Source organism: Pseudomonas sp. (assembly GCF_049300855.1).
Taxonomy (GTDB): domain Bacteria; phylum Pseudomonadota; class Gammaproteobacteria; order Pseudomonadales; family Pseudomonadaceae; genus Aquipseudomonas.
Window position 1 is genome coordinate 183,354 of sequence record NZ_JBAQKH010000027.1, and the last position, 24,024, is coordinate 207,377.

Here is a 24,024-nt window from a genome sequence, read left to right on the forward strand (position 1 = left end):
CTTGAGAACTAAGCCAGCGCTAACGCGATGGCCGGGAATTATACGCTCGCCGCTTGAGCAGGGATGGCAGTGACTCGCCAGTCATCGCCCACCGCACGAATTTCAGTGATTTTCAGCTCCGGCGCATCCTTCATATAAGCCAGCGGCCAGTCCAGCAATGGACGCGCCGTGGAGCCGAGGAACTTGCCGGCGATGAAGATCACGAACTCGTCGACCAGACCGAGCTGAGCGAAAGCGCCGGCCAGGCGTGGGCCGGCTTCGACCAGCACCTCGTTGACGCCACGGTTGGCCAGTTCAATCAGCAATTGATGCAGATCGACCTGACCGTCATCACCCGGCACGATCAGGCATTCCGGGCCGTGAGCGTATTGCTCTTCGATCGCGACGCAGGTGGCGACCAACGCCGGGCCGGCCTTGAAGAACGGCGCATCCAGCGGCACCCGCAGGCGCCCGTCGATCAACACGCGCAGCGGCGGACGGCTCATGGCCAGCGCGGTTTGCTCGGGGTCCAGACCGAGTTCGTCGGCACGCACAGTCAAACGCGCGCCATCGGCGAGAACGGTATCGGCGCCAGTCAGCACCACCGCTGCCTGAGCGCGCAACCGCTGGACCGCCGAACGCGCAGCCGGGCCGGTGATCCATTGGCTCTCGCCACTGTCCATCGCCGTGCGCCCGTCCAGACTCATGGCCAACTTGACCCGCACGAACGGCAAGCCGTGTTCCATGCGTTTCAGAAAACCTTGATTGAGCTGGCGCGACGCGGCTTCGAGCACACCACTTTCAGTGGCAATGCCGGCATCGGCCAGACGCTGCAAACCACGACCGGCAACTTGCGGATTGGGATCACGCATGGCCGCTACGACTCGGGCGACACCGGCATTCACCAGCGCATCGGCGCACGGCGGCGTACGCCCGTGGTGGCTGCACGGCTCGAGGGTCACATACGCGGTAGCGCCCCGGGCCAACTCACCGGCAGCGCGCAGGGCGTGGACTTCGGCGTGGGGTTCGCCGGCGCGTTCGTGCCAGCCTTCGCCGACAATCTGCCCGTCGCGCACCACCACGCAGCCGACCCGAGGATTGGGATGGGTGGTGTAGTGACCTTTGCGCGCCAGTTCCAGCGCACGCGCCATGAAGTGGGCGTCGAGGATGGCCTGCTCGGCGACGGTGGTCATTCTTTCACCGGTTCGCGGGCGAGGCGGTCGATTTCCTCGCGGAATTCGTTGAGATCCTGGAAGCGCTTGTACACCGAAGCGAAACGGATGTAGGCGACTTCATCAAGCTTTTGCAGCTCGGCCATCACCAGCTCGCCGACCACGAGGGATTTGACCTCGCGTTCGCCAGTGGCGCGCAGCTTGTGCTTGATGTGAACCAGTGAGGATTCGAGGCGCTCGACGCTCACCGGACGTTTCTCCAGCGCGCGTTGCATGCCGGCGCGGAGTTTTTCTTCGTCGAACGGTTGGCGGCTGCCGTCGGTTTTGATCAGGCGCGGCAACACCAGTTCGGCCGTCTCGAACGTCGTGAAACGCTCGCCGCAGGCCAGGCATTCACGCCGGCGGCGCACCTGTTCGCCCTCGGCGACCAGACGCGAGTCGATGACCTTGGTGTCGTTGGCACCGCAGAAGGGACAGTGCATGGTGGCTGGCAACAAAAAAAGGGAGGGCCATGGTAGCGCATCCCGGTGGCAAGACAAGCCATAGGCTTTGCGGTATACAGAACGGCATGATCGTTTGATCCATGGATTTCATTTTGCTGGAGCATCCAATGCCGTTACGTCCGCTCGTTTTGCTCAGTCTTTTCAGCCTGCTGGTGGCCTGTGGCAGCGATGCACCCAAGCCTCAGCCGCCGACGCCGGGCCCGGCGCCGCAGCAAGCGCAGAAAAAAGCCAAAGAGGCCGCCGACCTTGGCCCGCTGCCAGCCTATCAACGCGAACTGAGTGGCACCCTGCAAGGCGTGCCGGCCGGTGCCGAAGTCGAACTGGCGCTGCTGGTGATCGACGAGAAGGATCGCCCGCAACAATTGCTCGCCAGTTCCAGCCTGATCGGCAACAACCAGATCCTGCCGTTTCGCCTGCGCTTCAATCCGGACGCCTTCCCGGCCGGTTTGCGGGTTGAACTGCGCGGTCGCGCCAGCCAGTCCGGCCAGTTGATTCTGCATTTGCCGTCGCAGACCATCAGCCAGCCGACCACTCAGGCGCTGGGCCAACTGCAATTTGTCAAAGCACCATGACGGCACCGCTCGACCTGCAACAGGCGTTAGGTGAATTGCTCGGCGACGCCAGACTCAAGGTCTGCGCGTTGCCGGACACTGATTTACGGCTATGGCTGATCGACGGCGACAACATGGATCGCCAATTCAGTCAGGAAGAAATTCAGCGAATTCTGCACGAGCCGCCGTACTGGGGCTTCTGCTGGGCCAGTGGTCTGGCGGTGGCGCGTTATCTGGCCGAGTTTCCCGAGTGGGTGCGCGGCAAACGCGTGCTGGATTTTGGCGCCGGTTCCGGGATTGCCGGTATCGCGGCGGTGAAGGCCGGGGCGCTTGAAGTGGTGGCGTGCGATCTCGATCCACTGGCGGTTGCTGCGTGTCGGGCGAATGCCGAGCTTAATGATGTGCAGATGAGTTATTCGACGGATTTCTTTGCCGAGGCCGATCGCTTCGATCTGATTCTGGTGGCGGATGTGTTGTATGACCGGGCGAATCTGCCGTTGCTCGATACGTTTTTAAGCCGTGGCCGTGAGGCGCTGGTCGCAGATTCGCGGGTTCGGGATTTTCGCCATCCGTTGTATGCGCGCATTGAGATGCTTGAAGCGATGACCTTGCCGGATCTGGCGGAGCCGGAAGAGTTCAGGCATGTCAGCCTCTACCATGCGCGACGCTAGCTAAAAGCTTCGCGAGCAGGCTCGCTCCCAAAGGGTTTTGTGAACGACACAGATCCAATGTGGGAGCGAGCTTGCTCGCGAAGGCGTCCGCCCATGCAACACACCTCTCAAAGGCTGACCGCTTCCGGCCACCCCCCGCCAAGCCGTATAGTTGCCCCATCCACGCTTTGACGAGATCCCCCATGAGTGAGCAAACGCCGTACATCTTCGACGCCACGACGGCCGATTTCGACCAGTCGGTGATCGAGGCTTCCTTCAACAAACCGGTGCTGGTGGATTTCTGGGCCGAATGGTGTGCGCCGTGCAAAGCGTTGATGCCAATGCTGCAAGGCATTGCGGAGAGCTATCAGGGCGAACTGCTGCTGGCCAAGGTCAACTGCGACATCGAGCAGGACATCGTCGCCCGTTTCGGTATTCGCAGCCTGCCGACCGTGGTGCTGTTCAAGGACGGTCAGCCGGTCGACGGCTTTGCCGGTGCACAACCGGAATCCGCTGTGCGCGCCCTGCTTGAGCCGCACGTGCAGATGCCACCACCGGCGGCGGCCGACCCTTTCGAACAGGCTCAGGCGTTGTTCGATGACGGCCGTTACGCCGATGCCGAAGCCGCGTTGGTGGTCATACTCAATGAAGACAACACCAACGCCAAAGCGCTGATTCTCTACGCCCGCTGCCTGACCGAACGCGGCGAACTGGACGAAGCGCAAACCGTACTCGACGCGGTCAAGAGCGATGAGCACAAAGCCGCGCTGGCCGGGGCCAAGGCGCAGATCAAGTTCCTCGGTCTGGCACGCGATTTACCGGATGCCGCTGACCTGAAAGCGCGCCTGGCGAAAGATCCGCAGGACGATGAAGCGGTGTATCAACTGGCGATCCAGCAGCTCGCTCGCCAGCAGTATGAAGCGGCGCTGGATGCACTCTTGAAGCTGTTCATCCGCAACCGCAGCTACAGCGAAGGCCTGCCGCACAAGACTTTGCTGCAGGTGTTCGAGCTGCTGGGCAATGATCACCCGCTGGTGACGGTTTACCGCCGCAAGATGTTTGCGGCGCTGTACTAAGCGCTCACTCGATCCAGCTGTAGAGCGGCGTATCCCCGCCGCTCACCACTTTCACGTCCGAACTATGGCGCAGGCGTACCAGCAAGCGCTTGCCCGCCGCCGCACTCCCGGTCAGCCCTTCCAGTTGATCAAGCAGATCCGGCCCGCTGAGCTGCCCGGCCTTACGCAACAGATCCCTGGCCACCTGCCACAACGCATCGTCCTGATTCAGCGGTTTCGCCGCCGGGGCCGGCGCCGCTGCTTCAGATTGCGCAATCGGTGCCTGCGCACTCAGCGCCGAACCGAGCTTTGCCCAGTCGTTGTCATCCAGTTCCACCGTCAAGTCCACCGGCACATCACCGGCGGTTCCGCGTATCCGCAACATTGAGTTCGCTCCCGCACTTTTCTGACCTGCATGCTCCCACGGGACTTGTGCAACGCCAAGCGCACGGGCAAACTCTGCGCACTTTCGTTATAAGATTACATAACAAACTCTTCACTTTACTTCCCGGAGACCGCCATGCGTCGTCTGCTGCTCGCTTTGCCGTTTGCCCTGTTGCCGCTGGCCATCGCCCACGCGGCTGATGAGCATGACCACGATCACGACCATGAACACGGCAGCCTTGGCGCGCATGAACACGGCGTCGGTCGCTTGAACGCGGCGCTGGATGGCCAGACCCTGGAGCTTGAGCTGGAAAGCCCGGCGATGAACCTCGTGGGTTTCGAGCACGTCGCCACTTCGGATGCCGACAAGGCCAAGGTCGCCGCTGCCCGTGCGCAACTGGAAAAACCCTTGGCCCTGTTCAGCCTCCCTGCCGCCGCCGGGTGCAAAGTGGTCAGTCAGGAACTGGAAAGCCCGCTGTTCGGCGACAAGCCGGATGCCGACGACCATGACGACGATGAAGCGGATAAGGACGGGCACGAGCATCACCACGACCACAGCGAAATCCACGCGCATTACCAATTCAACTGCGCCACACCGGGTGCGTTGAAGACCCTGGATCTGGCTAACGTCTTCAATACCTTCCCGGCGACGCAGAAAATTCAGGTACAACTGATCAGCGCCAGCGGCCAGCAAGGTACCGAAGTGACGGCCAAGGCTGCCGCGTTGAAATTCTAAGCCTCACCGAAATACCCTTGTGGGAGCGAGTTTGCTCGCGAATGCGATTCGTCAGGCGCCTTTGAATTGACTGATCTGCCGCTTTCGCGAGCAAGCTCGCTCCCACAGGGGTTATGTGTTCACTTCATGAAACTGGTGCCATGACCCAAGCACTCATCGAACTGTCCGACCTGGGCTTCAGCTGGCCCGGTCACCCGCCGCTGCTGGACATCCCGGCGTTCCGCCTGGAAGCTGGCGAAACGCTGTTCCTCAAGGGCCCCAGCGGCAGCGGCAAGACCACCCTGCTCGGTTTGCTCGGCGGTGTGCAGAAACCCGACCGCGGCAGCATTCGTCTGCTCGGCCAGGAACTCACCGAACTCTCAGCCGGCGCCCGCGATACCTTTCGCGTCGATCACACCGGCTACATTTTCCAGCAGTTCAACCTGCTGCCGTTTCTTTCGGTACGCGAAAACGTTGAGCTGCCGTGTCACTTTTCCAAGCTGCGCGCGCAACGGGCGAAACAGCGTCACGGCAGCGTTGACCAAGCCGCCGCCACCCTCCTCGCCCACTTGGGTTTGAAGGATGAAAGCATCCTCAGCCGTCGCGCCGATTCGCTGTCGATCGGCCAACAACAGCGCGTCGCTGCCGCCCGTGCCTTGATCGGTCAGCCCGAGTTGGTGATCGCCGACGAACCGACTTCGGCCCTCGACTATGACGCCCGGGAAAACTTCATTCGCCTGCTGTTCGCTGAATGCCGCGAGGCCGGCTCGAGTCTGCTGTTCGTCAGCCACGACCAGAGTCTGGCGCCGCTGTTCGACCGTCACCTGTCCTTGGCCGAGCTCAATCGCGCCGCCACGTCTGCCGAGGTCTGAGATGTATATGTTTCGTCTGGCCATGGCCAGCCTGGCCAATCGCCGCTTTACCGCTTTGCTCACCGCATTCGCCATCGCCCTGTCGGTGTGCCTGCTGCTCGCCGTTGAACGAGTGCGCACTGAAGCCAAAGCCAGTTTCGCCAGCACCATCAGCGGCACCGACCTGATCGTCGGCGCGCGCTCCGGCTCAGTGAACCTGCTGCTGTACTCGGTATTTCGCATCGGCAACGCCACCAACAACATTCGCTGGGACAGCTTCGAACACTTCGCCAACAACCCGAAAGTGAAGTGGGCGATCCCGATGTCCCTCGGCGACTCCCATCGCGGCTATCGCGTGATGGGCACCACTGAAGCGTATTTCGAGCACTACCAGTACGGTCGCAAGCAGCATCTGGAGTTGGCCGACGGTCGCGCGTTTGCCACCGATCCGTTTGAAGTGGTGCTCGGCGCCGAAGTGGCCGATGCGCTGCATTACAAGCTCGGCGACCAACTGGTGCTGGCCCATGGCGTGGCGGCGATCAGTCTGGTCAAGCACGACGACAAACCGTTCACCGTGGTCGGTATTCTCAAGCGCACCGGCACCCCGGTCGATCGCACGTTGCACATCAGCCTCGGCGGCATGGAGGCGATTCACATCGACTGGCACAACGGCGTGCCGGCGCGCGGCAACGGGCGGATCAGCGCAGATCAGGCGCGCAACATGGACCTGACGCCGCAGGCGATCACCGCGTTCATGCTCGGCCTCAACAGCAAGATTTCCACGTTTGCGCTGCAACGCGAGATCAACGAATTCCGTGGCGAGCCGATGTTGGCGATCCTGCCGGGCGTGGCCTTGCAAGAGTTGTGGAGCCTGATGAGCACCGCCGAAAAAGCGCTGTTCGTGGTCTCGTTGTTCGTGGTGTTGACCGGGTTGATCGGCATGCTCACGGCGATTCTCACCAGCCTCAACGAACGGCGCCGCGAGATGGCAATTCTGCGTTCGGTCGGGGCACGGCCGTGGCACATCGCAAGCTTGTTGGTGCTTGAGGCGTTCGCCCTGGCGCTGACCGGGGTGATTGCCGGGGTAGCGCTTTTGTACATCGGCATCGCCGCCGCGCAGGGTTACGTGCAGGCCAATTACGGGCTGTACCTGCCGCTGGCGTGGCCGAGCGAGTATGAATGGACGCTGCTCGGTGGCATTCTGGCGGCCGCGCTGCTGATGGGCAGCGTGCCGGCCTGGCGCGCGTATCGCCAATCTTTGGCCGATGGCCTGTCGATCCGTCTATGAGGATGTTCACCATGCCCCGCGCCTTGCTTGCGCTGCTGTTGCTGGTCGCCCTGCCTGTGTGGGCAGCGGCGCCGAAAGACCTGACGTGGTCGGAAATGATTCCGCCGGACGCCGCGCCGGAAGTGCCGAACATGACCCCGCTGCATGACATGTCGAAGATGAGTGATGCGCTATCGGCGGAGTCCGCGCCAGCGGCCAAGCAGGACCTGCCGAACGCGCCGGTGGTGCAGGCACTCGACGGGCAGAACATTCGCTTGCCGGGCTATATCGTGCCGCTGGAAGTCAATGAAGAAGGACGCACCACCGACTTTTTGCTGGTGCCGTATTTCGGCGCCTGCATCCATGTGCCGCCACCGCCGTCGAACCAGATCGTGCATGTGAAAAGCGAGTTGGGCGTGAAGCTCGACGAGCTGTATCAGCCGTACTGGGTGGAGGGGCCGTTGCAGGTCAAGGCGTCAAGCAGTGAACTGGCGGATGCCGGGTATCAGATGGATGCCGACAAGATTTATGTGTATGAGCTGCCGGAGTAATCCCCGGTAATTTTGTGCTGTCTGTAAGGGCCCTATCGCTGGCAAGCCAGCTCCCACAGTGATTGAGTCGTTCACAAATTTTGTGATCACCAACAAAACCTGTGGGAGCTGGCTTGCCAGCGATGAGGCCCTCGAAGTTCCCACAGAAATCTGCTCCTTCACTGTTTCATTGAGCTGAGTCAAAAGACCGTATCAGTTGGCTTCGTACCATAGGACATCAGAAATTTTTAACGTCCTTTGGAGCCCCCATGAACAAGTCCTTGCTCAGCGCTTCGCTGTTTGCCCTCGCGCTCGCAGCCCCGCTCGCCCACGCCCACGAAGCCGGTGACATCCTCATCCGCGCCGGTGCGATCACCGTCAACCCGAAGGCCGACAGTTCCAGCGTCAAGGTCGATCAGGGTCCGTTGAGCGGCACCAATCTGGGCGGCAAGGCGACCATGAGCAGCGACACTCAACTGGGTCTCAACTTCGCCTACATGCTCACCGATCACGTCGGCCTCGAACTGCTCGCGGCCACGCCATTCGAGCATGACGTCAAGCTCAAGGGCACTGCCCTGCCAGCGGCGAACGGCAAGCTCGGCACCTTGAAACACCTGCCGCCAACCCTCAGCGTTGTGTACTACCCGCTGGATTCGAAGTCGCCGTTCCAGCCGTACGTCGGCGGTGGCATCAACTACACCTGGATCTATGACGAGCACGTCGGCAGCGAAGCCAGCGCCAACGGTTTCAGCAACTTCAAAGCAAAAAACTCCTGGGGTCTGGCCTGGCAGGTCGGTGCCGACTACATGCTGACCGACAACATCATGCTCAACGCTCAAGTGCGTTACATCGACATCGACACCCGCGCCACCGTCGAGAACAACGCGGTGGCGCCGGGCACTCGCGCACGGGTGAACGTGGATGTGGATCCGTTCATCTACATGGTCGGTTTGGGCTATAAGTTCTAAGTCGATTGACCGAACATTCACGTGGTGGTGGATGAGGCTTGGTGGTGAGCAGACTTGAAACTGAAGGCGACTGCTGCGCAGTCGATCGGGGATAAATCCCCTCGCCACAGGGATAGCGACATATTCCGGCCGTGAAAAAGGCGCCTGTCAAAGGGCGCCTTTTTCATGTCTGCCTGGAATTTTTTGGCGTGAACTGGATTTCCCCCTCACCCCAGCCCTCTCCCTCAGGGAGAGGGGGAAAGGGAGCCGATTTGTGTGCTTTTCAAATTCGAGTTCGACTCGATATTTCAGGTCGACGCATCTCGCACAAACACCTCGGTCAGTCCCCTCTCCCCCCGGGAGAGGGTTAGGGTGAGGGGCTCTTTTCAGGCACGCCCCAACAACCGCGCCAACCCCACGCTCATCGGCGTCTGCTCTGGCAGCTTGAAGCGCTCCAGCAAGCGCGCGTTGTTCGCCCGCGAATGCCGTATATCACCTGAACGCGCCGGGCCATAGCTGATCGGCGGCAGTTCACCGACCACCGCTTGCAGGGCTTCAAGCATCTGCTTGAGGCTCATCGCCTGATTCCAGCCGACGTTCACCGCACCGACTTCCACCTCAGGCTTTTCGATCGCCTGCACTAGCAGATCGACCAGGTCCTCGACATAGAGAAAATCACGCGTCTGCTCGCCATCGCCGAATACGGTAATCGGCAGGCCTTTCTGCGCACGTTCGCTGAAGATGCTGATGACCCCGGAGTACGGCGAGGACGGATCCTGACGCGGGCCGAAGATATTGAAGAAGCGGAAAATCACCGGTTCCAGCGCATGCTGGCGGCGATAGAAATCGAAATAATGCTCGCCCGCCAGTTTGTCCGAGGCGTACGGCGTCAACGGCGCCTTGGGCGTGTCTTCATCAATCGAGGCGCCCTCGCCATTGTTGCCGTACACCGCCGCACTGGAGGCGTACAGCACACGTTTGACGCCAGCCAGACGCATGGCCTCGCAGACGTTCAGCGTGCCGATGAAGTTGCTCTGATGGGTTTTCACCGGATCATCCACCGACGCCTGCACCGACGCCACGGCGGCCAGGTGGGCGACGGCGCTGCAGCCTTGCATCGCCCGGGCAACCAGAGCGGCGTCAGCGACGTCACCGACAATCAGTTCAACCTTGGGATTATCCAGTGGCAGATTGCTGCGCTTGCCGGTCGACAAGTCATCGAGCACTCGCACCGAATGCCCCTTGGCGAGCAAGGCGTCAGTCAGGTGCGAGCCAATGAAGCCGGCGCCACCGGTGATTAAAACAGTCCCTTCAGCCATGACGGTAGAACCTATCCAGTAAGCCCGGGAGTGCCGCGCGCCAGGCGCGGGGTTTGATCCCGAAAGTGTGCAGAATTTTTTTACAGGCCAGTACCGCGTGTTGTGGCTCTTCGGCAGCGTCCGGGTGCGCGGCGTGGGCCTGGGCGGTCGGTGCTTCGATAGCCAGCGCATGCAGGCTGCGTGCTTCGGTCAGAATCGCTTGCCCCAGCGCCAGCGGTGTCGTCGCTTCGTGGCCGGCGTAGTGATAAGTGCCCCACAGCGGCGCCGCGCAATCGAGTTGCTTGAGCACCGAAATGATCACCCGTGCGGCGTCATCGACCGGCGTCGGATTACCGCGGCGATCATCCGCCAGCAGTAATTCTTCTGGCTGCTCGGCACGCGCCAGGAAGCGACCGAGAGTGCCATCCGGGCTGTCATCGAGCAACCAGCCAAATCGTAGCAAAACGTGTTGCGGGCACGTGGCGCGCACACTTTGCTCGATCCGCCACAACGCCTGCCCGCGCAAGCCCAGCGGTACGGGCTCGTCTTTTTCGCTGTAGGCGGTGGCGCGCGAGCCGTCGAATACTCGATAACTCGACGGTTGCACAAGAACGATGTTGTGGTGCTGGCACAGTTCGGCCAGCCGTTCGATGGCACGTTCCTGCCCGGCCATACGGCTTTCGCTGACGGTTTCGGCCTGAAACCAGTCGAAATAGTAGGCGAGGTTGATCAACGCATCGGGACGGGTGTCGTCGAGCAATTGAGTCAGGCTCGCGGCATCCCAGCCGTCTTCGGGCGGGCGGGGGGCGAGGAAACCGATGTCTTCCTCTGCACCGAGGCGAATCAGCGCCTGCCCAAGGGCATTTCCGCCGCCCAGTAACATAAGGCGCATTCGCATAGAGTCAGCAGGCCCAGTCTGATTGGAACGATGGCTGTAGCGACGGATCTTGTGGAACCGTCGTCGATAATTGCCGGAATCGTTGCATTTTGCGGGTTTAGTGCGCAACCGTCATCCGTAAAGTGTACATCCCCGGGATTTGTGTCATGGCCACTGGCCCCATCGCTGGCAAGCCAGCTCCCACGGGATTCAGTGCTGACCACAAATTCTGTGAACCACCGCAATCCTTGTGGGAGCTGGCTTGCCAGCGATGAGGCCCTATCAGACAGCCGAGATCCCCAGCGGTACTTGCATCTTCCCCCCTGCGCCCGCATAACTTAAGCCATGAATCTGCCCATCCCCACGGACGCGGCCCTGGCAGGCTTTCACCCCGCCGTCAGTGCCTGGTTCAGCAAGACTTTCCCGACGGTCACCGCCGCCCAGGCCCGCGCATGGCCGTTGATCCGCCAGCGCCGCTCGACCCTGATCGCCGCGCCCACTGGCTCCGGCAAGACCCTCACTGCCTTCCTCGCCGTGCTCGACGACCTCGTCCACCGTGGCCTGGAAAACCCCGACGGTTTGCCCGACGAAACACTCGTCGTGTATGTCTCGCCGCTGAAAGCGCTGTCCAACGACATTCGCATAAACCTGCAAAATCCCCTGGCCGGGATCACCGCACAGTTGCGGCAAATGAACCTGCCGGAAATACACATCACCACCGCCGTGCGCACCGGCGACACCCCGCAGAAAGAACGCGCCGCCATGCGCAAAACCGCGCCGCACATTCTGGTGACCACGCCAGAATCGCTCTACGTGCTGCTCGGCTCCGAATCCGGGCGAAAAATGCTCGGCACCACGCGCACAGTGATCATCGACGAAATCCACGCGATGGCCGCCGGTAAGCGCGGCAGCCATCTGGCCCTGAGCCTTGAGCGCCTGCAAGCGCTGTGCGCCGAACCGCTGACGCGCATCGGCCTGTCCGCCACGCAAAAACCTGTCGAAGCCGTGGCGCAATTTCTCGTCGGCCATGACCGTCCTTGCGAGATCATCGACATCGGTCACGCCCGCCCGCGAGACCTGGGCATCGAAGTGCCGCCAGTGCCGTTGTCGGCAGTCATGGCCAATGATGTCTGGGAGCTGGTCTACGACCGCCTCGCGGAACTTGCCCGCGAGCACCGCACCACGCTGATTTTCGTCAACACCCGGCGCCTGGCCGAACGCCTGAGCCGGCACCTCAGCGAGCGCCTCGGCAAGCACGCAGTAGCCGCGCACCACGGCAGCCTGGCCAAGGAGTTTCGCCTCGACGCCGAACAACGCCTCAAGCGCGGCGAACTGCAAGTGCTGATCGCCACTGCCTCACTGGAATTGGGCATCGACATCGGTGAAGTCGATCTGGTCTGTCAGATCGCCTCGCCGCGCTCCATCGCCGGTTTTCTGCAAAGGGTCGGCCGCTCCGGACACCAGGTCGGTGGCACGCCAAAAGGTCGGTTGTTCGCGACCACCCGCGACGACCTGATCGAATGCGCCGCCCTGCTCGACTGCGTGCGCCGTGGCGAACTCGACACCCTGCACATCCCCGAAGCGCCGCTGGACGTACTCGCGCAGCAAATCATCGCCGAAGTCAGTTGCCAGGAATGGCCGGAGGACGCCTTGCTGGCGATGTTCCGCCAAGCCTCGCCCTATCGCGATCTTGACGAAAGACACTATCAAGCCCTGCTGAGCATGCTCGCCGAAGGCTACAACGGTCGCCAGGGCATCCGCAGCGCCTACCTGCATCGCGACGCCGTGAGCCGCACCTTGCGTGGCCGCCGTGGTTCGCAACTGACCGCCGTGACCAGCGGCGGCACCATTCCGGACAACGCCGATTACAGCGTGATGCTCGAGCCGCAAGGCCTGAACATCGGCAGCGTCAACGAAGACTTCGCCGTGGAAAGCATCGCCGGCGACGTGTTCCAGCTCGGCAACACGTCCTATCGGATTCTGCGCGTGGAAACCGGCAAAGTGCGCGTCGAGGATGCCCACGGCCAGCCACCGACCATCCCGTTCTGGCTCGGTGAAGCGCCGGGGCGCAGCGATGAATTGTCGGCTGCCGTGGCACGCCTGCAAGCGCAGCTCGACGAACTGCTCGGCGCCAGCCCCGGCGATCTGCAACCGGCGCTCGACTGGCTGACGCACACCCTCGGCCTCAACCGCGCCAGCGCCGAGCAACTGGTCGAGTATCTGGCCCGCGCCCGGCAAGCCCTCGGCGCCCTGCCCTCGCAGGACACGTTGCTGATGGAGCGCTTTTTCGACGAGTCCGGCGGTACGCAGTTGATCATCCATTCGCCGTTCGGCAGTCGCATCAACCGCGCCTGGGGTTTGGCCCTGCGCAAGCGTTTCTGCCGCACCTTCAATTTCGAATTGCAGGCTGCCGCCAGCGAAGACGCGATCGTGTTGTCGCTGTCCACCAGCCACAGTTTTGAACTCGATGACATCTGGCGTTATCTGCACAGCAACAGTGCCGAGCATCTCCTGATTCAAGCAGTACTCGATGCGCCGCTGTTCGGCGTGCGCTGGCGCTGGAATGCCGGAGTCGCGTTGGCGCTGCCGCGCTTTACCGGCGGGCGCAAAGTCGCCCCGCAGTTGCAGCGGATGAAAAGCGAGGACCTGATCGCCAGCGTGTTTCCCGATCAGATTGCCTGCCTGGAAAACCTCGCCGGCGAACGGGAAATCCCCGAGCATCCATTGATCGAGCAAACCCTGGACGATTGCCTGCACGAAGCGATGGACAGCGAGGGCTGGCTCAATCTGCTGCGGCGTATGGAGCGTGGCGAAGTGCGTTTGATCAGCCGCGACCTGCCGGCACCTTCGCCGCTCGCGGCCGAAATTCTCAGTGCGCGGCCGTACACCTTTCTCGACGATGCACCGCTGGAAGAACGTCGCACCCAAGCGGTGCTCAATCGACGCTGGAGCGATCCGCAGTCGACCGATGATCTCGGTGCGCTGGACACGGACGCGATTACCGCCGTACGTGAAGAAGCGTGGCCGACGCCCAATGCTGTGGATGAAATGCACGAGGCGCTGATGAGTCTGGCGTGCGTCAGCGAGGCGGAAGCTCAAGCGAACGAAGGTTGGCGTGAATGGTTGCAGACCCTGGCCGGCAGTGGTCGCGCCTGCCGTTTGCAGATCAACCCGGAGCATGGCGTGTGGCTTGCCCGCGAACGCCTGACCTGCCTGCAAGCGCTTTATCCACAGGCCAGATTGCAACCCGAGCTGGAGGCATTGCCGGGATTCGATCAAGCCTGGACGTTCGATGAGGCGCTGGTCGAAGTGATCCGCGCGCGCCTCGGGGCGTTCGGCCCTTTGCCGTTAGCCGCCATTGCCGAGCCGCTCGCGCTGCCGGCCACTCAAGTCCAGCAAGCCCTCGCGCAACTGGAGCGCGAAGGGTATGTGCTGCGCGGCCAATTCACGCCCAAGGTCCACGTCGAGGAGTGGTGCGAACGGCATCTGCTCGCGCGCATTCATCGCTACACGGTCAAGCGCCTGCGCCGGGAAATCGAACCGGTGGCGTTGCAGGATTTCATGCGGTTTCTGTTCGACTGGCAGCATCTGTCGCCCTCGACTCGCGGTCAAGGCAGCGCCGTGTTGCCGGCGATTGTCGGCCAGTTCGAAGGCTACGCGGCGGCGGCTTCGGCGTGGGACAGCGACATCCTCCCGGCGCGATTAAAAGACTATTCGCCGAGCTGGCTGGATGACTTGTGCCGCAACGGCAAACTGGTGTGGACGCGCCTCAGTGCCCGGCAAAAAATCAGCGGCACGGCGTTGCGCAGCACGCCGATTGTGTTGCTGCCACGCAGTCAGGTCGGCCTGTGGAGTGCACTGGCTGAGCAGACGCCGGTGAGCGAACTGTCGCCGAAAACCCAGAAGGTGTTTGAAGCGCTGAGTCAGCACGGCGCGCTGTTTTTCGATGAGTTGATTCATGAAGCGCGCCTGCTGCGCACCGAGCTGGAAATCGCCTTGCAGGAACTGGTCGGCGCCGGCCTGGTGAACGCCGACAGCTTCGCCGGCCTGCGCGCACTGATCACCCCGCCGAGCAAGCGCCAGCAGCGCAGCAGTCGGCGTGGGCGCGGCGCGTTTATCGGTGGCATGGACGATGCCGGGCGTTGGGCGTTATTGCGGCGCGGGGCGGCTGTGGATAACAGCGAGACGCTGGAGCACGTGGCGATGACCTTGTTGCGGCGTTACGGCGTGGTGTTCTGGCGTCTGCTGGAACGCGAGGCGGATTGGCTGCCGAGTTGGCGGGAATTGCTGCGCACGTTTCATCGGCTGGAAGCACGCGGCGAGATTCGTGGCGGGCGGTTTGTCAGTGGGCTGGCGGGGGAACAGTTTGCCTTGCCTGAGGCAATTCCGTTGTTGCGCGAAGTACGGCGGCGGCCGCATGACGGCAGTCTGGTGGCGGTGTGCGGGGTTGATCCGTTGAACCTGGCCGGGACGTTGTTGCCGGGGGTGAAAGTGCCGGCGCTGGTGAGTAATCGGTTGGTGTATCGCGATGGGTTGCCAGTAGCGGCGGAGATCGCCGGCAAGCCGCAGTTTTGGCTGGAGCTGGATCAGCCGGAAATGGCTGAGATACGACACAAGCTGATCCAGCATTGAGGTTGTCTTCACCGGCCTCTTCGCGAGCAAGCTCGCTCCCACAGGGTTTTGCGGCGTACACAAATCCAATGTGGGAGCGAGCTTGCTCGCGAAGGGGCCGGCACTGCACCACTAATCTTGCGTTAAGTCCGCGATTCCTGCGGCACCTCGCTCGCCACTACCTCTCCCTCCTGCTGCCGCTTCGGCAACAACACCTGCTGTGGATAAGTCTGCGCGAAATGCACCGTGGCGGTGTTATCCACAAGCTTTTTCAAACGCTGATTGAACGCCCGGCTCACTGCATACTGCCCGCCCGACACCGTACGGAACTGCGCCGTCAGCACCACGCCGTTCAAATCCATCCTGTCGACGCCAAAAACATCCAGCGGCCCTTGCAGGTTGTATTTGAGGAACGGGTCTTCGCGGATCGAATCGCCGGTCTCGCGGATCAGTTCGATGGCTTTATCGACGTCCGTGTCGTAGGTGAACTGCACCGAGAAAAATGCGAAAGCAAACTGCCGCGATTGGTTAGTCACAGCCTTGATCTGCCCAAACGGCACCGAGTGAACAAAACCCTTGCCGTCACGCAGCCGCAACGTGCGAATGGTCAGCCCTTCGACCGTGCCGGCATGACCCGAGTCGAGCACCACCCAATCGCCAATCGACAGTGTGTCTTCGATGATGATGAACAGCCCGGTGATCACGTCCTGCACCAGTTGCTGCGAACCGAAACCGATGGCCAGCCCGACCACACCCGCGCCGGCCAGCAACGGCGCAACGTTGATCCCAAGGTTGGCCATGGTGGTGATCGCGCAGATCACCACGAGGATGATTTTGATCGCGTTGCGCAGCAGCGGCAGGATGGTTTTCACCCGCGTGCTCGGCTGGCGTGCGCCGCGTTTGCTGACCGGTGGTTTCAGCGCCTCCTGAATCGCCGTGTCGAGCACCACCCACAGCAGCCACGTCACCAGGAAGATCAGGCCGATGCTGCTCAGCGCGTTGCTGATTGCTCGTCCGACCGTACTGCTCTGGGCGAAATCGAGCAGCGACACACCCCAAATCCGCCCGAGAATATCGATGAAGGCGATGGCGATGACGATGCGCAACAATGCGTGAAGCAGACTGAGAAAACGTTCTTTGTAGGCACTGCTGCGCTGGATTGCTTCGGCCTTTCGCGACTTGAACAAGTGCTGCAGGATCGTGCTGAGGAACACCGTACCGATTAACAAAACCGTGGTGAACAGTGCACAGCGCAGGGCTTTTTGATTGTCCTCGCCGATGCCGATCAGATTCACCGCCGAGACCAGCACCATCAACACGATCGGCCAATACCACAGCCCGGAAAAAATCCGCAGTGACTCCTGCAACGAGGGTTGTTTCAGCCGTTGGCTCAGCGGGCGATTGCGAATCAGATGCGCCACCGGGCGACGCAGGCGAATCACCAGCAGGCCGAAAATCACCGAGGCGAGCAGCCCGGTGAACACGGCGATGCTGCTGGTGATATTGCCACCCAGCTGCCGGGCGATCTGCGGGCTGGTCAGTGCATCGCTGAGGGCCGCGAGGAAGCCGATCAGGAACAATGGTTTCGGGCAGTAATCACGGATAATCCGCGCCGCCGGACGTTTGTGGCCGACGTTGAACATCACTACCACGCACAACAGCATCGACGTTGAAAAGATACCGCTGCTGGTGGCGTAGGCCAGACACAGCGCCAGCGCACGACCTACCGACGCTTGCAAAAAGTGGCTGACGTACAGAGTCAGCGGTAGACAGATCAGCGCCGGCACGGTGTATGGCAGCAGGTAACCGAGCAGATCCTGGCTGCGTTGACGGGTGCGCAGCCAGCGCCCTTCACGCAGGCGTTTGGCCAACAGGCTGCCGAGCACGGTCAACAACGCGAAACTGCCGAGCCAGGTGCCGGACAACGAAAGGAAATCCCCGACGACGCTCCAGACCGAGCGGTTCGATGGCTGGTTGACCAGTTTGTCGACTTCATCGGCGGCGCGGTCGGCACGCAGGCGCCAGGCGTCGACCAGATGTTCGTTAAGGTCGAGTTTGTCTTGTACGTCATCAATGCTCGAACTGATCGCACCGAGCAGCCCGCCCTGCACCAGCGGTTCGGGTTTGGCCGCTTCTTCGGCGGCGGCCGGGACGCCCGGCAGTGCGGCGGCGTCGATTTCACTGGCGCCGAGAAACAGCAGTGCTCCCAGCACAATGGCGATCCTGAACTTGATCAAAACTCCGAGCTCCCGTGGCTGAACCTGTAAGGAACTGATCGATATTTGTACGGCAAGTTCAAGAGCGCCCTCACCCCAGCCCTCTCCCCGAGGGAGAGGGAGCCGACCGAGTTGAATATTAGAAGTACACCGACCTGCAAGTCCGGAGTCGAACTCAAACCCTGAAAACCATAAAGACCAGCTCCCTTCCCCCTCGTGAGTCGAACTCAAATCCTGAAAACCCTGAAGATCGGCTCCCTTCCCCCTCGCCCCCTTGGGGGAGAGGGTTGGGGTGAGGGGGAGCGCTTTTGATCTTCGCCTTAAAGACGTGACCGTCGGTAACGCCATCGAAACTTTCCCGAACCGCCCGCAGTCATCAAAAGACAGCGGCAACACGAGGACTTTCGACGGGAGGGTGGCATGGCGACGATTCACATCGGTATTTCCGGCTGGCGCTACGAGCCGTGGCGCGGCGACTTCTACCCCGAGGGACTGGCGCAAAAACGCGAATTGCAGTTTGCCTCGCGGGCGGTCAACAGCATCGAAATCAATGGATCGTTCTACGCCCTGCAACGCCCCGAGCGCTATGCCCAGTGGTACGCCGAAACCCCTGAGGACTTCGTTTTCAGCGTCAAGGCGCCACGCTTCATCACCCACATCCGCCGCTTGCGCGAGATCGAAAAACCGTTGGCGAATTTCTTTGCCTCCGGGGTGCTGGAACTTAAGGAAAAGCTCGGGCCGATCCTTTGGCAGTTCCCGCCGAATTTCAAATTCGAGCCTGAGCGTTTCGAACACTTCCTCGCATTATTGCCCCACGACACCGAAGCCGCTGCCACCCTCGCCCATCGACACGATTCCCACCTGCACGGCCACGCGAGCATGAAAGCCTGGCGCAAAAAACCGCTGCGCCACGCGGTGGAGATTCGCCACGACAGCTTTATCGATCCCGACTTTGTGCGCCTGTTGAAACGCCACAACACCGCGCTGGTGATCGCCGACACCGCCGGCAAATGGCCGTACCGCGAAGACCTCACCAGTGACTTCGTTTACCTGCGCCTGCACGGTGCCGAAGCACTTTACGCCAGCGGCTACACCGCGCCAGCCCTCAAGCGTTGGGCCGAGCGCATCGACGCCTGGCACCACGGCGAGCAACCGAAAGATGCCCATCTGATCGCCCCGCGCTTGAAGCCACGCGCACGCAAATCCCGCGAAGTGTTCTGCTATTTCGACAACGACATCAAAGTCCGCGCGCCCTATGACGCCCGTGATCTGTTGCATCGCTTCGAGCTGGATAAAGACCTCGCCACCACTCCCGGTGAATTAGCCGATGAAGGAGTGTTGTCATGAGTATTCCAGAACCGGTCGGCTTCACCGATGAAGGCTCGGTGGTCGCACCAACGGTGCGCACTTTCACCGTGCTGACGGTCAATACCCACAAAGGCTTCACCGCCCTCAACCGACGCTTCATCCTGCCGGAACTGCGTGAGGCGGTGCGCAGCGTCGCCGCCGACGTGGTGTTCCTCCAGGAAGTCCATGGCACTCACGAGCATCACCCCAAGCGCTACACCAACTGGCCGACGATGCCGCAGTACGAATTCCTCGCCGACAGCCTCTGGCCGCAGTTCGCCTACGGGCGCAACGCGGTGTACCCGGAGGGCGATCACGGCAATGCGCTGCTGTCGAAATTCCAGATCATCCGCCACGACAATCTCGACGTATCGATCAGCGGCCATGAGAACCGTGGCCTGCTGCATTGCGTGTTGCGCCTGCCCGGCGATGGCATCGAGATCCATGCGATCTGCGTGCATCTGGGCCTGCGCGAAAGTCATCGCAATGCCCAACTGGATTTGCTCATGCAACGCTTGGCGGAGTTGCCCGACGACGCGCCAGTAATCGTCGCCGGCGACTTCAACGACTGGCGCCAGCGCGCCGATGCCCAACTCAAGCCCTGTGGCCTGCGCGAAGTATTTGCCGAGCATCAGGGCAAACCGGCGCGCAGTTTTCCCGCGCGCCTGCCAACACTGCGGCTCGACCGTATTTACGTGCGCAACCTCAAGGCCAGCCAGCCGAAAGTCCTGGCGAACCGGCCTTGGTCGCACCTTTCCGACCACGTTCCTTTATCGGTAGAGATCGAACTATGAGCAGTGCGCCGCTGGAGAAGTCCGCCGTGGAACCGGTAGCCATCAACCCGCCGATACGCGAGCCGGGCAATGTCGACGTCGAGTACCGCTGGCAGGGCAACAACCGTGTCGAGTTGCTGGAAAATGGCGAGGAGTATTTCCCTCGGGTATTCGCAGCAATGCGTGCGGCGAAGAGTGAAATCCTGCTGGAGACCTTTATCGTTTTCGAAGACAAGGTCGGCGCCGAGTTACAGGAGATTCTTATTGATGCGGCAAAGCGCGGTGTGCGCACCACCGTCAGCTTCGACGGCTTCGGTTGCGGCGAGTTGAGCACCGCTTATCTCACCGCGCTGAGTGAGGCCGGCGTGCATTTGCAGATCTTCGATCCGGCCCCCAAACGTCTGGGCATTCGCACCAATTGGTTCCGCCGTCTGCACCGCAAGATCGTGGTGGTCGACGGGCTGCTCGCGTTCATTGGCGGGATCAATTTTTCCGGCGATCACCTGGCCGATTTCGGCCCCGAGGCCAAGCAGGATTATGCCGTGCAAGTGCAAGGCCCGGCGGTGGCGGACATTCATCATTTCGCCCTGCTGCAAAGCGGTCGTCCCGGACGCGCAAGGTTCTGGTGGCAGCGCCGGCGCCAGCGTCGCGCGGAAATGGCCTTCAACGATCACGACGGACAAGTACGGTTGGTGTTCCGCGACAACGATCAGCACCACACCGATATCGAAGACGTTTACCTGCAGGTGCTGCGCCGCGCCAAACGCCGCGTGGTCATTGCCAACGCCTACTTCTTCCCCGGTTACCGCTTGCTGCGCGAGATCCGCAATGCTGCACGTCGCGGTGTTGACGTACGCCTGATCCTGCAAGGCCAGCCAGACATGCTGGTGGCCAAACTCGCGGCGCGCATGACTTACGATTATTTGCTCAAGGCCGGCGTGCAGATTCACGAATACTGCCAGCGCCCGTTGCACGGCAAAGTGGCGCTGGTGGATGAAGAGTGGAGCACCGTCGGTTCGAGCAATCTCGACCCGCTGAGCCTGTCGCTGAATCTGGAAGCCAACGTGCTGATCCGCGACCGGACATTCAATCAGCATTTGTTCGAGCGCCTCGAAGACCTCAGCCAAAATCACTGCAAAGCCATGGACGCGAGCAAATCCCCGCGTGGACGCATCTGGCACATGACCGTGGGGTTTCTGGTGTTTCACTTTCTGCGGCATTTTCCGGCCATGGCCGGTTGGCTGCCGGCGCACAAACCGCGGCTCAAGCCGTTTCGAGGTGACCGTTCATGAGCCATTCCGAAGCGCACCCGAGTGGTCATTCGGCGCCAGCGACGCACTCGAAATGGAGTCGCTGGAAGCGTCCGCTGACCCTGCTGTTTTTCCTCGCCCTGATTGTCTTGCTGACGCTGTTCGCTACACGCATCGAATGGGCGGAGGTGCTGCAAACCCTCGCCGACTTCAAGGTGCGCACGCTGATCATTGCCGCCGGCCTGACGCTATTGAGTTTTCTCGTTTACGCCAGCTTCGACCTGATCGGCCGCACTTACATTCGCCAGGACCTGACCTGGAAACAGATCCTGCCGGTGGGGATCATCAGCTACGCCTTTAACCTCAATCTCAGTGCCTGGGTCGGCGGCATCGCCATGCGCTATCGATTATATTCGCGCCTCGGTGTGAGCAAAGGCAACATCGCCAAGATTCTCGGCCTGAGCCTGGCGACGAACTGGTTTGGCTACATGACCATTGCCGGTGCGGTGTTCAGCAGCGGACTGGTCAGCATGCCGCCGGGGTGGAAAGTCAGCAGTGATGCGTTGCAAGGCATTGGGGTTTTATTGCTGTTGACCAGCGCCGGATATCTTGCGGCGTGCCAGTTTTCCAAGCGCCGCGAATGGGCGATTCGTGGGGTGGAAATCAATCTGCCGTCGTTGCGCATGGCCGTCCTGCAACTGCTGCTGGGCGCACTGAACTGGTCGTTGATGGCGGCGGTGATTTTCACCTTGCTGCCGAGCAAACTGGATTATCCATTGGTGCTGGGTGTGTTGCTGATCAGCGCGATTGCCGGGGTCATTACACACATCCCGGCGGGGCTCGGTGTGCTGGAAGCGGTGTTTGTCGCGCTGCTGCAACATGAGGCTTCGCGGGGCAGTCTGGTGGCGGGACTGCTGGCGTATCGGGCGATTTATTTTCTGTTGCCGTTGCTGATTACGGTGGTGATGTATCTGGTGGTGGAGGCCAAGGCCAAGGCGCTGCGGATCGAGAAGAAACCTTCCTGAAATAGTTGCTGAGGCTGATGGCCTCTTCGCGAGCAAGCTCGCTCCCACATTGGAAACGCGATCCCCGGTGGGAGCGAGCTTGCTCGCGAAGGCGGCCGAGAGAGCAGCACAAAAAATCATGTCGATTGAATAATGCTCAACCGTTCGCCCACCACCATCTCGGTAATCCAGTCCACCAGAATCGAGGTATAAGCCTGCTGCGACACCGGTTCGCTCAACGCATGATCGGCGCCATCGATAATCCGGTGTGTCAGTGAATGGGTCTGCTGGCACGCCGCGCGGTAACTCATGATCGCCGCATGGGGTACGTAGTCGTCGGTTTCCGACTCCACCAGCAACACATCGCCGGTGAACTGCGAGCACGCATGCAGCGCACGGTTGCTATCGGCGCGCACCAGCGTGCTGCGGTAATCACGCAAATCTGCTTTATCCAGATCCCGTTTGGGCGTGTGCCATTGCTCATCGCGGTACAGCGCCGGTACCCGCAGAGCCAGCCAGCGTACCGGGCGCAGCGACGTGAGAATGGCCGCCAGATAGCCTCCATAACTGGTGCCGACTACGGCGATGGCCGAGGTGTCGAGCGCCGGGTGCGCGAGCAGCCGATCATAGGCCGCCAGCAGATCGCGCAGATTGTCTTCACGGGTGACCCGGGTCAGCGGAATCCCGGTGCCACCGGTGTGGCCGCGCAAGTCAAACGTCAGACACACGCAACCCAGCCCGGCGATGCCTTTGGCCCGTTCAAGATCGCGCTCCTGACTGCCGCCCCAGCCGTGGACAAACAGCACTCCCGGCACTTTCGATTTGGGACTGAGAAATGTCCCGCTCATCTGCTCATCATCAATGTCGATTTGAATGCTTTCACTTCTAGCCGTCATAGGATTTGACCGTTACGTATTTGAGGAGAAATTCACTGTTCTCAGCCGGGCCGCGATAGACCTCGATGGCGTCCGCCGGCAGCGGCTGATCGATATAGGTTTCCACCGAGGACACGCGAATCGCGCGCATCGCCGGATCGTTGACGAAGCTTTGCAGCGCTGCGACTTCGGCACTGCTGGCGCCGCCCATGCGCCAGGATTGTTCGAGCACGCCGCTGCGTGATTTACCATTGCTGTCCAGGCCCTGGGCGATGTCGTAGTTGCGCCGCGAGGCATAAAACCGAGGGTAGGCTTCATCCGCAGCACTGTCGAAAATCTGTGCCTGTTCGATGGCCAGTCGCACATCGTCGGGCAATTCAAGCGCCAGCAGATCGTCATAACCGCCCTGCACCACCAGCAGATTCGAGCCGCCGTATACCGCTTCGCCGTGGGCGTCTTCGGTCAAGTATTGATCACCGCAGTAGCTCAGCACTTTGTCGCCGATGAATGACTGGCCGACGCTGTGGGTGATCACGTCGCTCAAGTCCTGTTCCAGCACCACGCCTTCGCTGAACTGTTTTTCAATGTCGGGGCGAGCGAGGATTTCGTCGAAAGCGTCGAGGCTCCTGACCACTTCCTGGCCGCGACCGGCGCAGGCGTGAACAGGCTTCAGGCGGATCGGGCCGCTGTACAACAGATGCTCGGCGGCGGGTCGCGCGTCTTCCAGCGCAAACACGCTGAGACCATCGAGTACCACGTTGCGCACCCGCTCGGAAAACAGCGGCGCCCAGCCTTGCGGTGCGTGCGCCAGGTGACTGCGCAAGCCGTGGCTGATGGCTTTGGTGCAGATGAAGTCGTGTTCGACAAAGCCGCCCCACAGATCGCCCGGGCCCTTGATGCCGAGCTCTTGAGCCTGGGTGGCGCCGACAATGGTTTGCGTCGGCAACAGATACAGATCACGGCCACGGTGTTTTTGCGGGTCGTAACTGCCGCCGAATTTGAACCCGAGAATCTGCGCCAGCCAACGTGCCAGGGCTTTGTTGGTGTGCACTTCATGCTGCGGCGCGTCGGGGCGCACCGAGTGGGCGACGACGATTTTTCTGCGAGGTGTCGGGGTCATGCGTCCCCCTTCCATCGGTTCGATGATTGTAGCGGTGAGAGGTGCAGAG

General features: G+C 61.4%; 21 protein-coding genes. 13 read left to right on the forward strand and 8 right to left on the reverse strand.

The features are described from left to right. Nucleotides 1–38: 38 nt before the first annotated feature. Together ribD and nrdR are read right to left on the reverse strand one after the other, a co-directional pair. Nucleotides 39–1,172 (reverse strand): bifunctional diaminohydroxyphosphoribosylaminopyrimidine deaminase/5-amino-6-(5-phosphoribosylamino)uracil reductase RibD, encoded by a 1,134-nt coding sequence (gene ribD / locus WA225_RS13745; protein ID WP_422608341.1) that lies wholly within the window; start codon nt 1,170–1,172, stop codon nt 39–41. Continuing rightward, nucleotides 1,169–1,633, reverse strand: a complete 465-nt coding sequence (nrdR, locus tag WA225_RS13750) for a transcriptional regulator NrdR (RefSeq protein WP_007910946.1) — start codon at nt 1,631–1,633, stop codon at nt 1,169–1,171. The genes ribD and nrdR overlap by 4 nt, the downstream gene beginning before the upstream one ends. Before the next feature lie 128 nt (nt 1,634–1,761). On the opposite strand from nrdR, the gene WA225_RS13755 reads away from it, so the two are divergent. The 3 genes from WA225_RS13755 to trxA all read left to right on the forward strand — a co-directional run bounded on the left by WA225_RS13755 (nt 1,762) and on the right by trxA (nt 3,931). Further along, entirely contained in the window at nt 1,762–2,226 is a 465-nt protein-coding gene (locus tag WA225_RS13755) for a YbaY family lipoprotein (protein WP_422608342.1), read from the forward strand. Continuing rightward, the gene (locus WA225_RS13760) at nt 2,223–2,876 is read left to right on the forward strand and encodes a class I SAM-dependent methyltransferase (protein ID WP_422608343.1); all 654 of its coding nucleotides are present in this window, start codon (nt 2,223–2,225) and stop codon (nt 2,874–2,876) included. Before WA225_RS13755 ends, WA225_RS13760 begins: the two co-directional genes overlap by 4 nt. A gap of 182 nt (nt 2,877–3,058) precedes the next feature. Further along, on the forward strand, nt 3,059–3,931 hold the full coding sequence (gene trxA / locus WA225_RS13765) for a thioredoxin (RefSeq protein ID WP_422608344.1): 873 nt from the start codon (nt 3,059–3,061) through the stop codon (nt 3,929–3,931). 4 nt (nt 3,932–3,935) lie between these two features. On the opposite strand, the gene WA225_RS13770 is transcribed toward trxA, so the two are convergent. Beyond that, entirely contained in the window at nt 3,936–4,295 is a 360-nt protein-coding gene (locus WA225_RS13770; RefSeq protein ID WP_422608345.1) for a hypothetical protein, read from the reverse strand. Between the two features lie 135 nt (nt 4,296–4,430). On the opposite strand from WA225_RS13770, the gene WA225_RS13775 reads away from it, so the two are divergent. The 5 genes from WA225_RS13775 (at nt 4,431) to WA225_RS13795 (ending at nt 8,625) form a co-directional block, all read left to right on the forward strand. Next, entirely contained in the window at nt 4,431–5,030 is a 600-nt protein-coding gene (locus WA225_RS13775) for a DUF2796 domain-containing protein (protein WP_422608346.1), read from the forward strand. A gap of 140 nt (nt 5,031–5,170) precedes the next feature. Next, the gene (locus WA225_RS13780) at nt 5,171–5,881 is read left to right on the forward strand and encodes an ABC transporter ATP-binding protein (RefSeq protein WP_422608347.1); all 711 of its coding nucleotides are present in this window, start codon (nt 5,171–5,173) and stop codon (nt 5,879–5,881) included. Between the two features lies 1 nt (nt 5,882). Next, nucleotides 5,883–7,148, forward strand: a complete 1,266-nt coding sequence (locus WA225_RS13785; protein ID WP_422608348.1) for an ABC transporter permease — start codon at nt 5,883–5,885, stop codon at nt 7,146–7,148. 11 nt (nt 7,149–7,159) lie between these two features. After that, a complete protein-coding gene (locus WA225_RS13790) occupies nt 7,160–7,678 on the forward strand; it encodes a DUF3299 domain-containing protein (protein WP_129395710.1) in 519 nt (172 codons plus the stop codon). Nucleotides 7,679–7,926: 248 nt separating this feature from the next. Beyond that, nucleotides 7,927–8,625 carry an OmpW/AlkL family protein gene (locus WA225_RS13795; protein WP_007910962.1) on the forward strand — a complete coding sequence of 233 codons (699 nt, stop codon included), beginning with the start codon at nt 7,927–7,929 and terminating at the stop codon, nt 8,623–8,625. Nucleotides 8,626–8,990: 365 nt separating this feature from the next. Here the strand turns inward: WA225_RS13795 and WA225_RS13800 are convergent, their stop codons facing one another. After that, nucleotides 8,991–9,923: an NAD-dependent epimerase/dehydratase family protein gene (locus tag WA225_RS13800; RefSeq protein WP_422608349.1), complete on the reverse strand. Its 933-nt coding sequence runs from the start codon at nt 9,921–9,923 to the stop codon at nt 8,991–8,993. Further along, nucleotides 9,916–10,800 carry a sugar nucleotide-binding protein gene (locus WA225_RS13805; protein WP_422608350.1) on the reverse strand — a complete coding sequence of 295 codons (885 nt, stop codon included), beginning with the start codon at nt 10,798–10,800 and terminating at the stop codon, nt 9,916–9,918. The genes WA225_RS13800 and WA225_RS13805 overlap by 8 nt, the downstream gene beginning before the upstream one ends. A 324-nt stretch (nt 10,801–11,124) precedes the next feature. Between WA225_RS13805 and WA225_RS13810 the strand changes: the two genes are divergently transcribed. Continuing rightward, the gene (locus tag WA225_RS13810) at nt 11,125–15,411 is read left to right on the forward strand and encodes a DEAD/DEAH box helicase (protein ID WP_422608351.1); all 4,287 of its coding nucleotides are present in this window, start codon (nt 11,125–11,127) and stop codon (nt 15,409–15,411) included. Nucleotides 15,412–15,533: 122 nt separating this feature from the next. On the opposite strand, the gene WA225_RS13815 is transcribed toward WA225_RS13810, so the two are convergent. Beyond that, nucleotides 15,534–17,627 (reverse strand): mechanosensitive ion channel family protein, encoded by a 2,094-nt coding sequence (locus tag WA225_RS13815; protein ID WP_422608352.1) that lies wholly within the window; start codon nt 17,625–17,627, stop codon nt 15,534–15,536. A gap of 399 nt (nt 17,628–18,026) precedes the next feature. On the opposite strand from WA225_RS13815, the gene WA225_RS13820 reads away from it, so the two are divergent. From WA225_RS13820 to WA225_RS13835, 4 genes are read left to right on the forward strand one after another with little or no spacing between them, the layout of a single operon-like run. After that, on the forward strand, nt 18,027–18,953 hold the full coding sequence (locus WA225_RS13820) for a DUF72 domain-containing protein (protein WP_422608353.1): 927 nt from the start codon (nt 18,027–18,029) through the stop codon (nt 18,951–18,953). Beyond that, complete coding sequence (locus WA225_RS13825; RefSeq protein WP_422608354.1) at nt 18,950–19,747, forward strand: endonuclease/exonuclease/phosphatase family protein; 798 nt, start codon at nt 18,950–18,952, stop codon at nt 19,745–19,747. Before WA225_RS13820 ends, WA225_RS13825 begins: the two co-directional genes overlap by 4 nt. Beyond that, a complete protein-coding gene (gene clsB / locus WA225_RS13830) occupies nt 19,744–21,018 on the forward strand; it encodes a cardiolipin synthase ClsB (RefSeq protein WP_422608355.1) in 1,275 nt (424 codons plus the stop codon). Before WA225_RS13825 ends, clsB begins: the two co-directional genes overlap by 4 nt. Beyond that, a complete protein-coding gene (locus WA225_RS13835) occupies nt 21,015–22,001 on the forward strand; it encodes a lysylphosphatidylglycerol synthase domain-containing protein (RefSeq protein ID WP_422608356.1) in 987 nt (328 codons plus the stop codon). Before clsB ends, WA225_RS13835 begins: the two co-directional genes overlap by 4 nt. A 116-nt stretch (nt 22,002–22,117) precedes the next feature. Here WA225_RS13835 and WA225_RS13840 read toward each other — a convergent pair whose 3' ends face one another. Next, the gene (locus tag WA225_RS13840; RefSeq protein WP_422608357.1) at nt 22,118–22,876 is read right to left on the reverse strand and encodes an alpha/beta hydrolase family protein; all 759 of its coding nucleotides are present in this window, start codon (nt 22,874–22,876) and stop codon (nt 22,118–22,120) included. Next, a complete protein-coding gene (locus WA225_RS13845) occupies nt 22,866–23,975 on the reverse strand; it encodes a DUF3182 family protein (protein WP_422608358.1) in 1,110 nt (369 codons plus the stop codon). Before WA225_RS13845 ends, WA225_RS13840 begins: the two co-directional genes overlap by 11 nt. Nucleotides 23,976–24,024 lie beyond the last annotated feature (49 nt).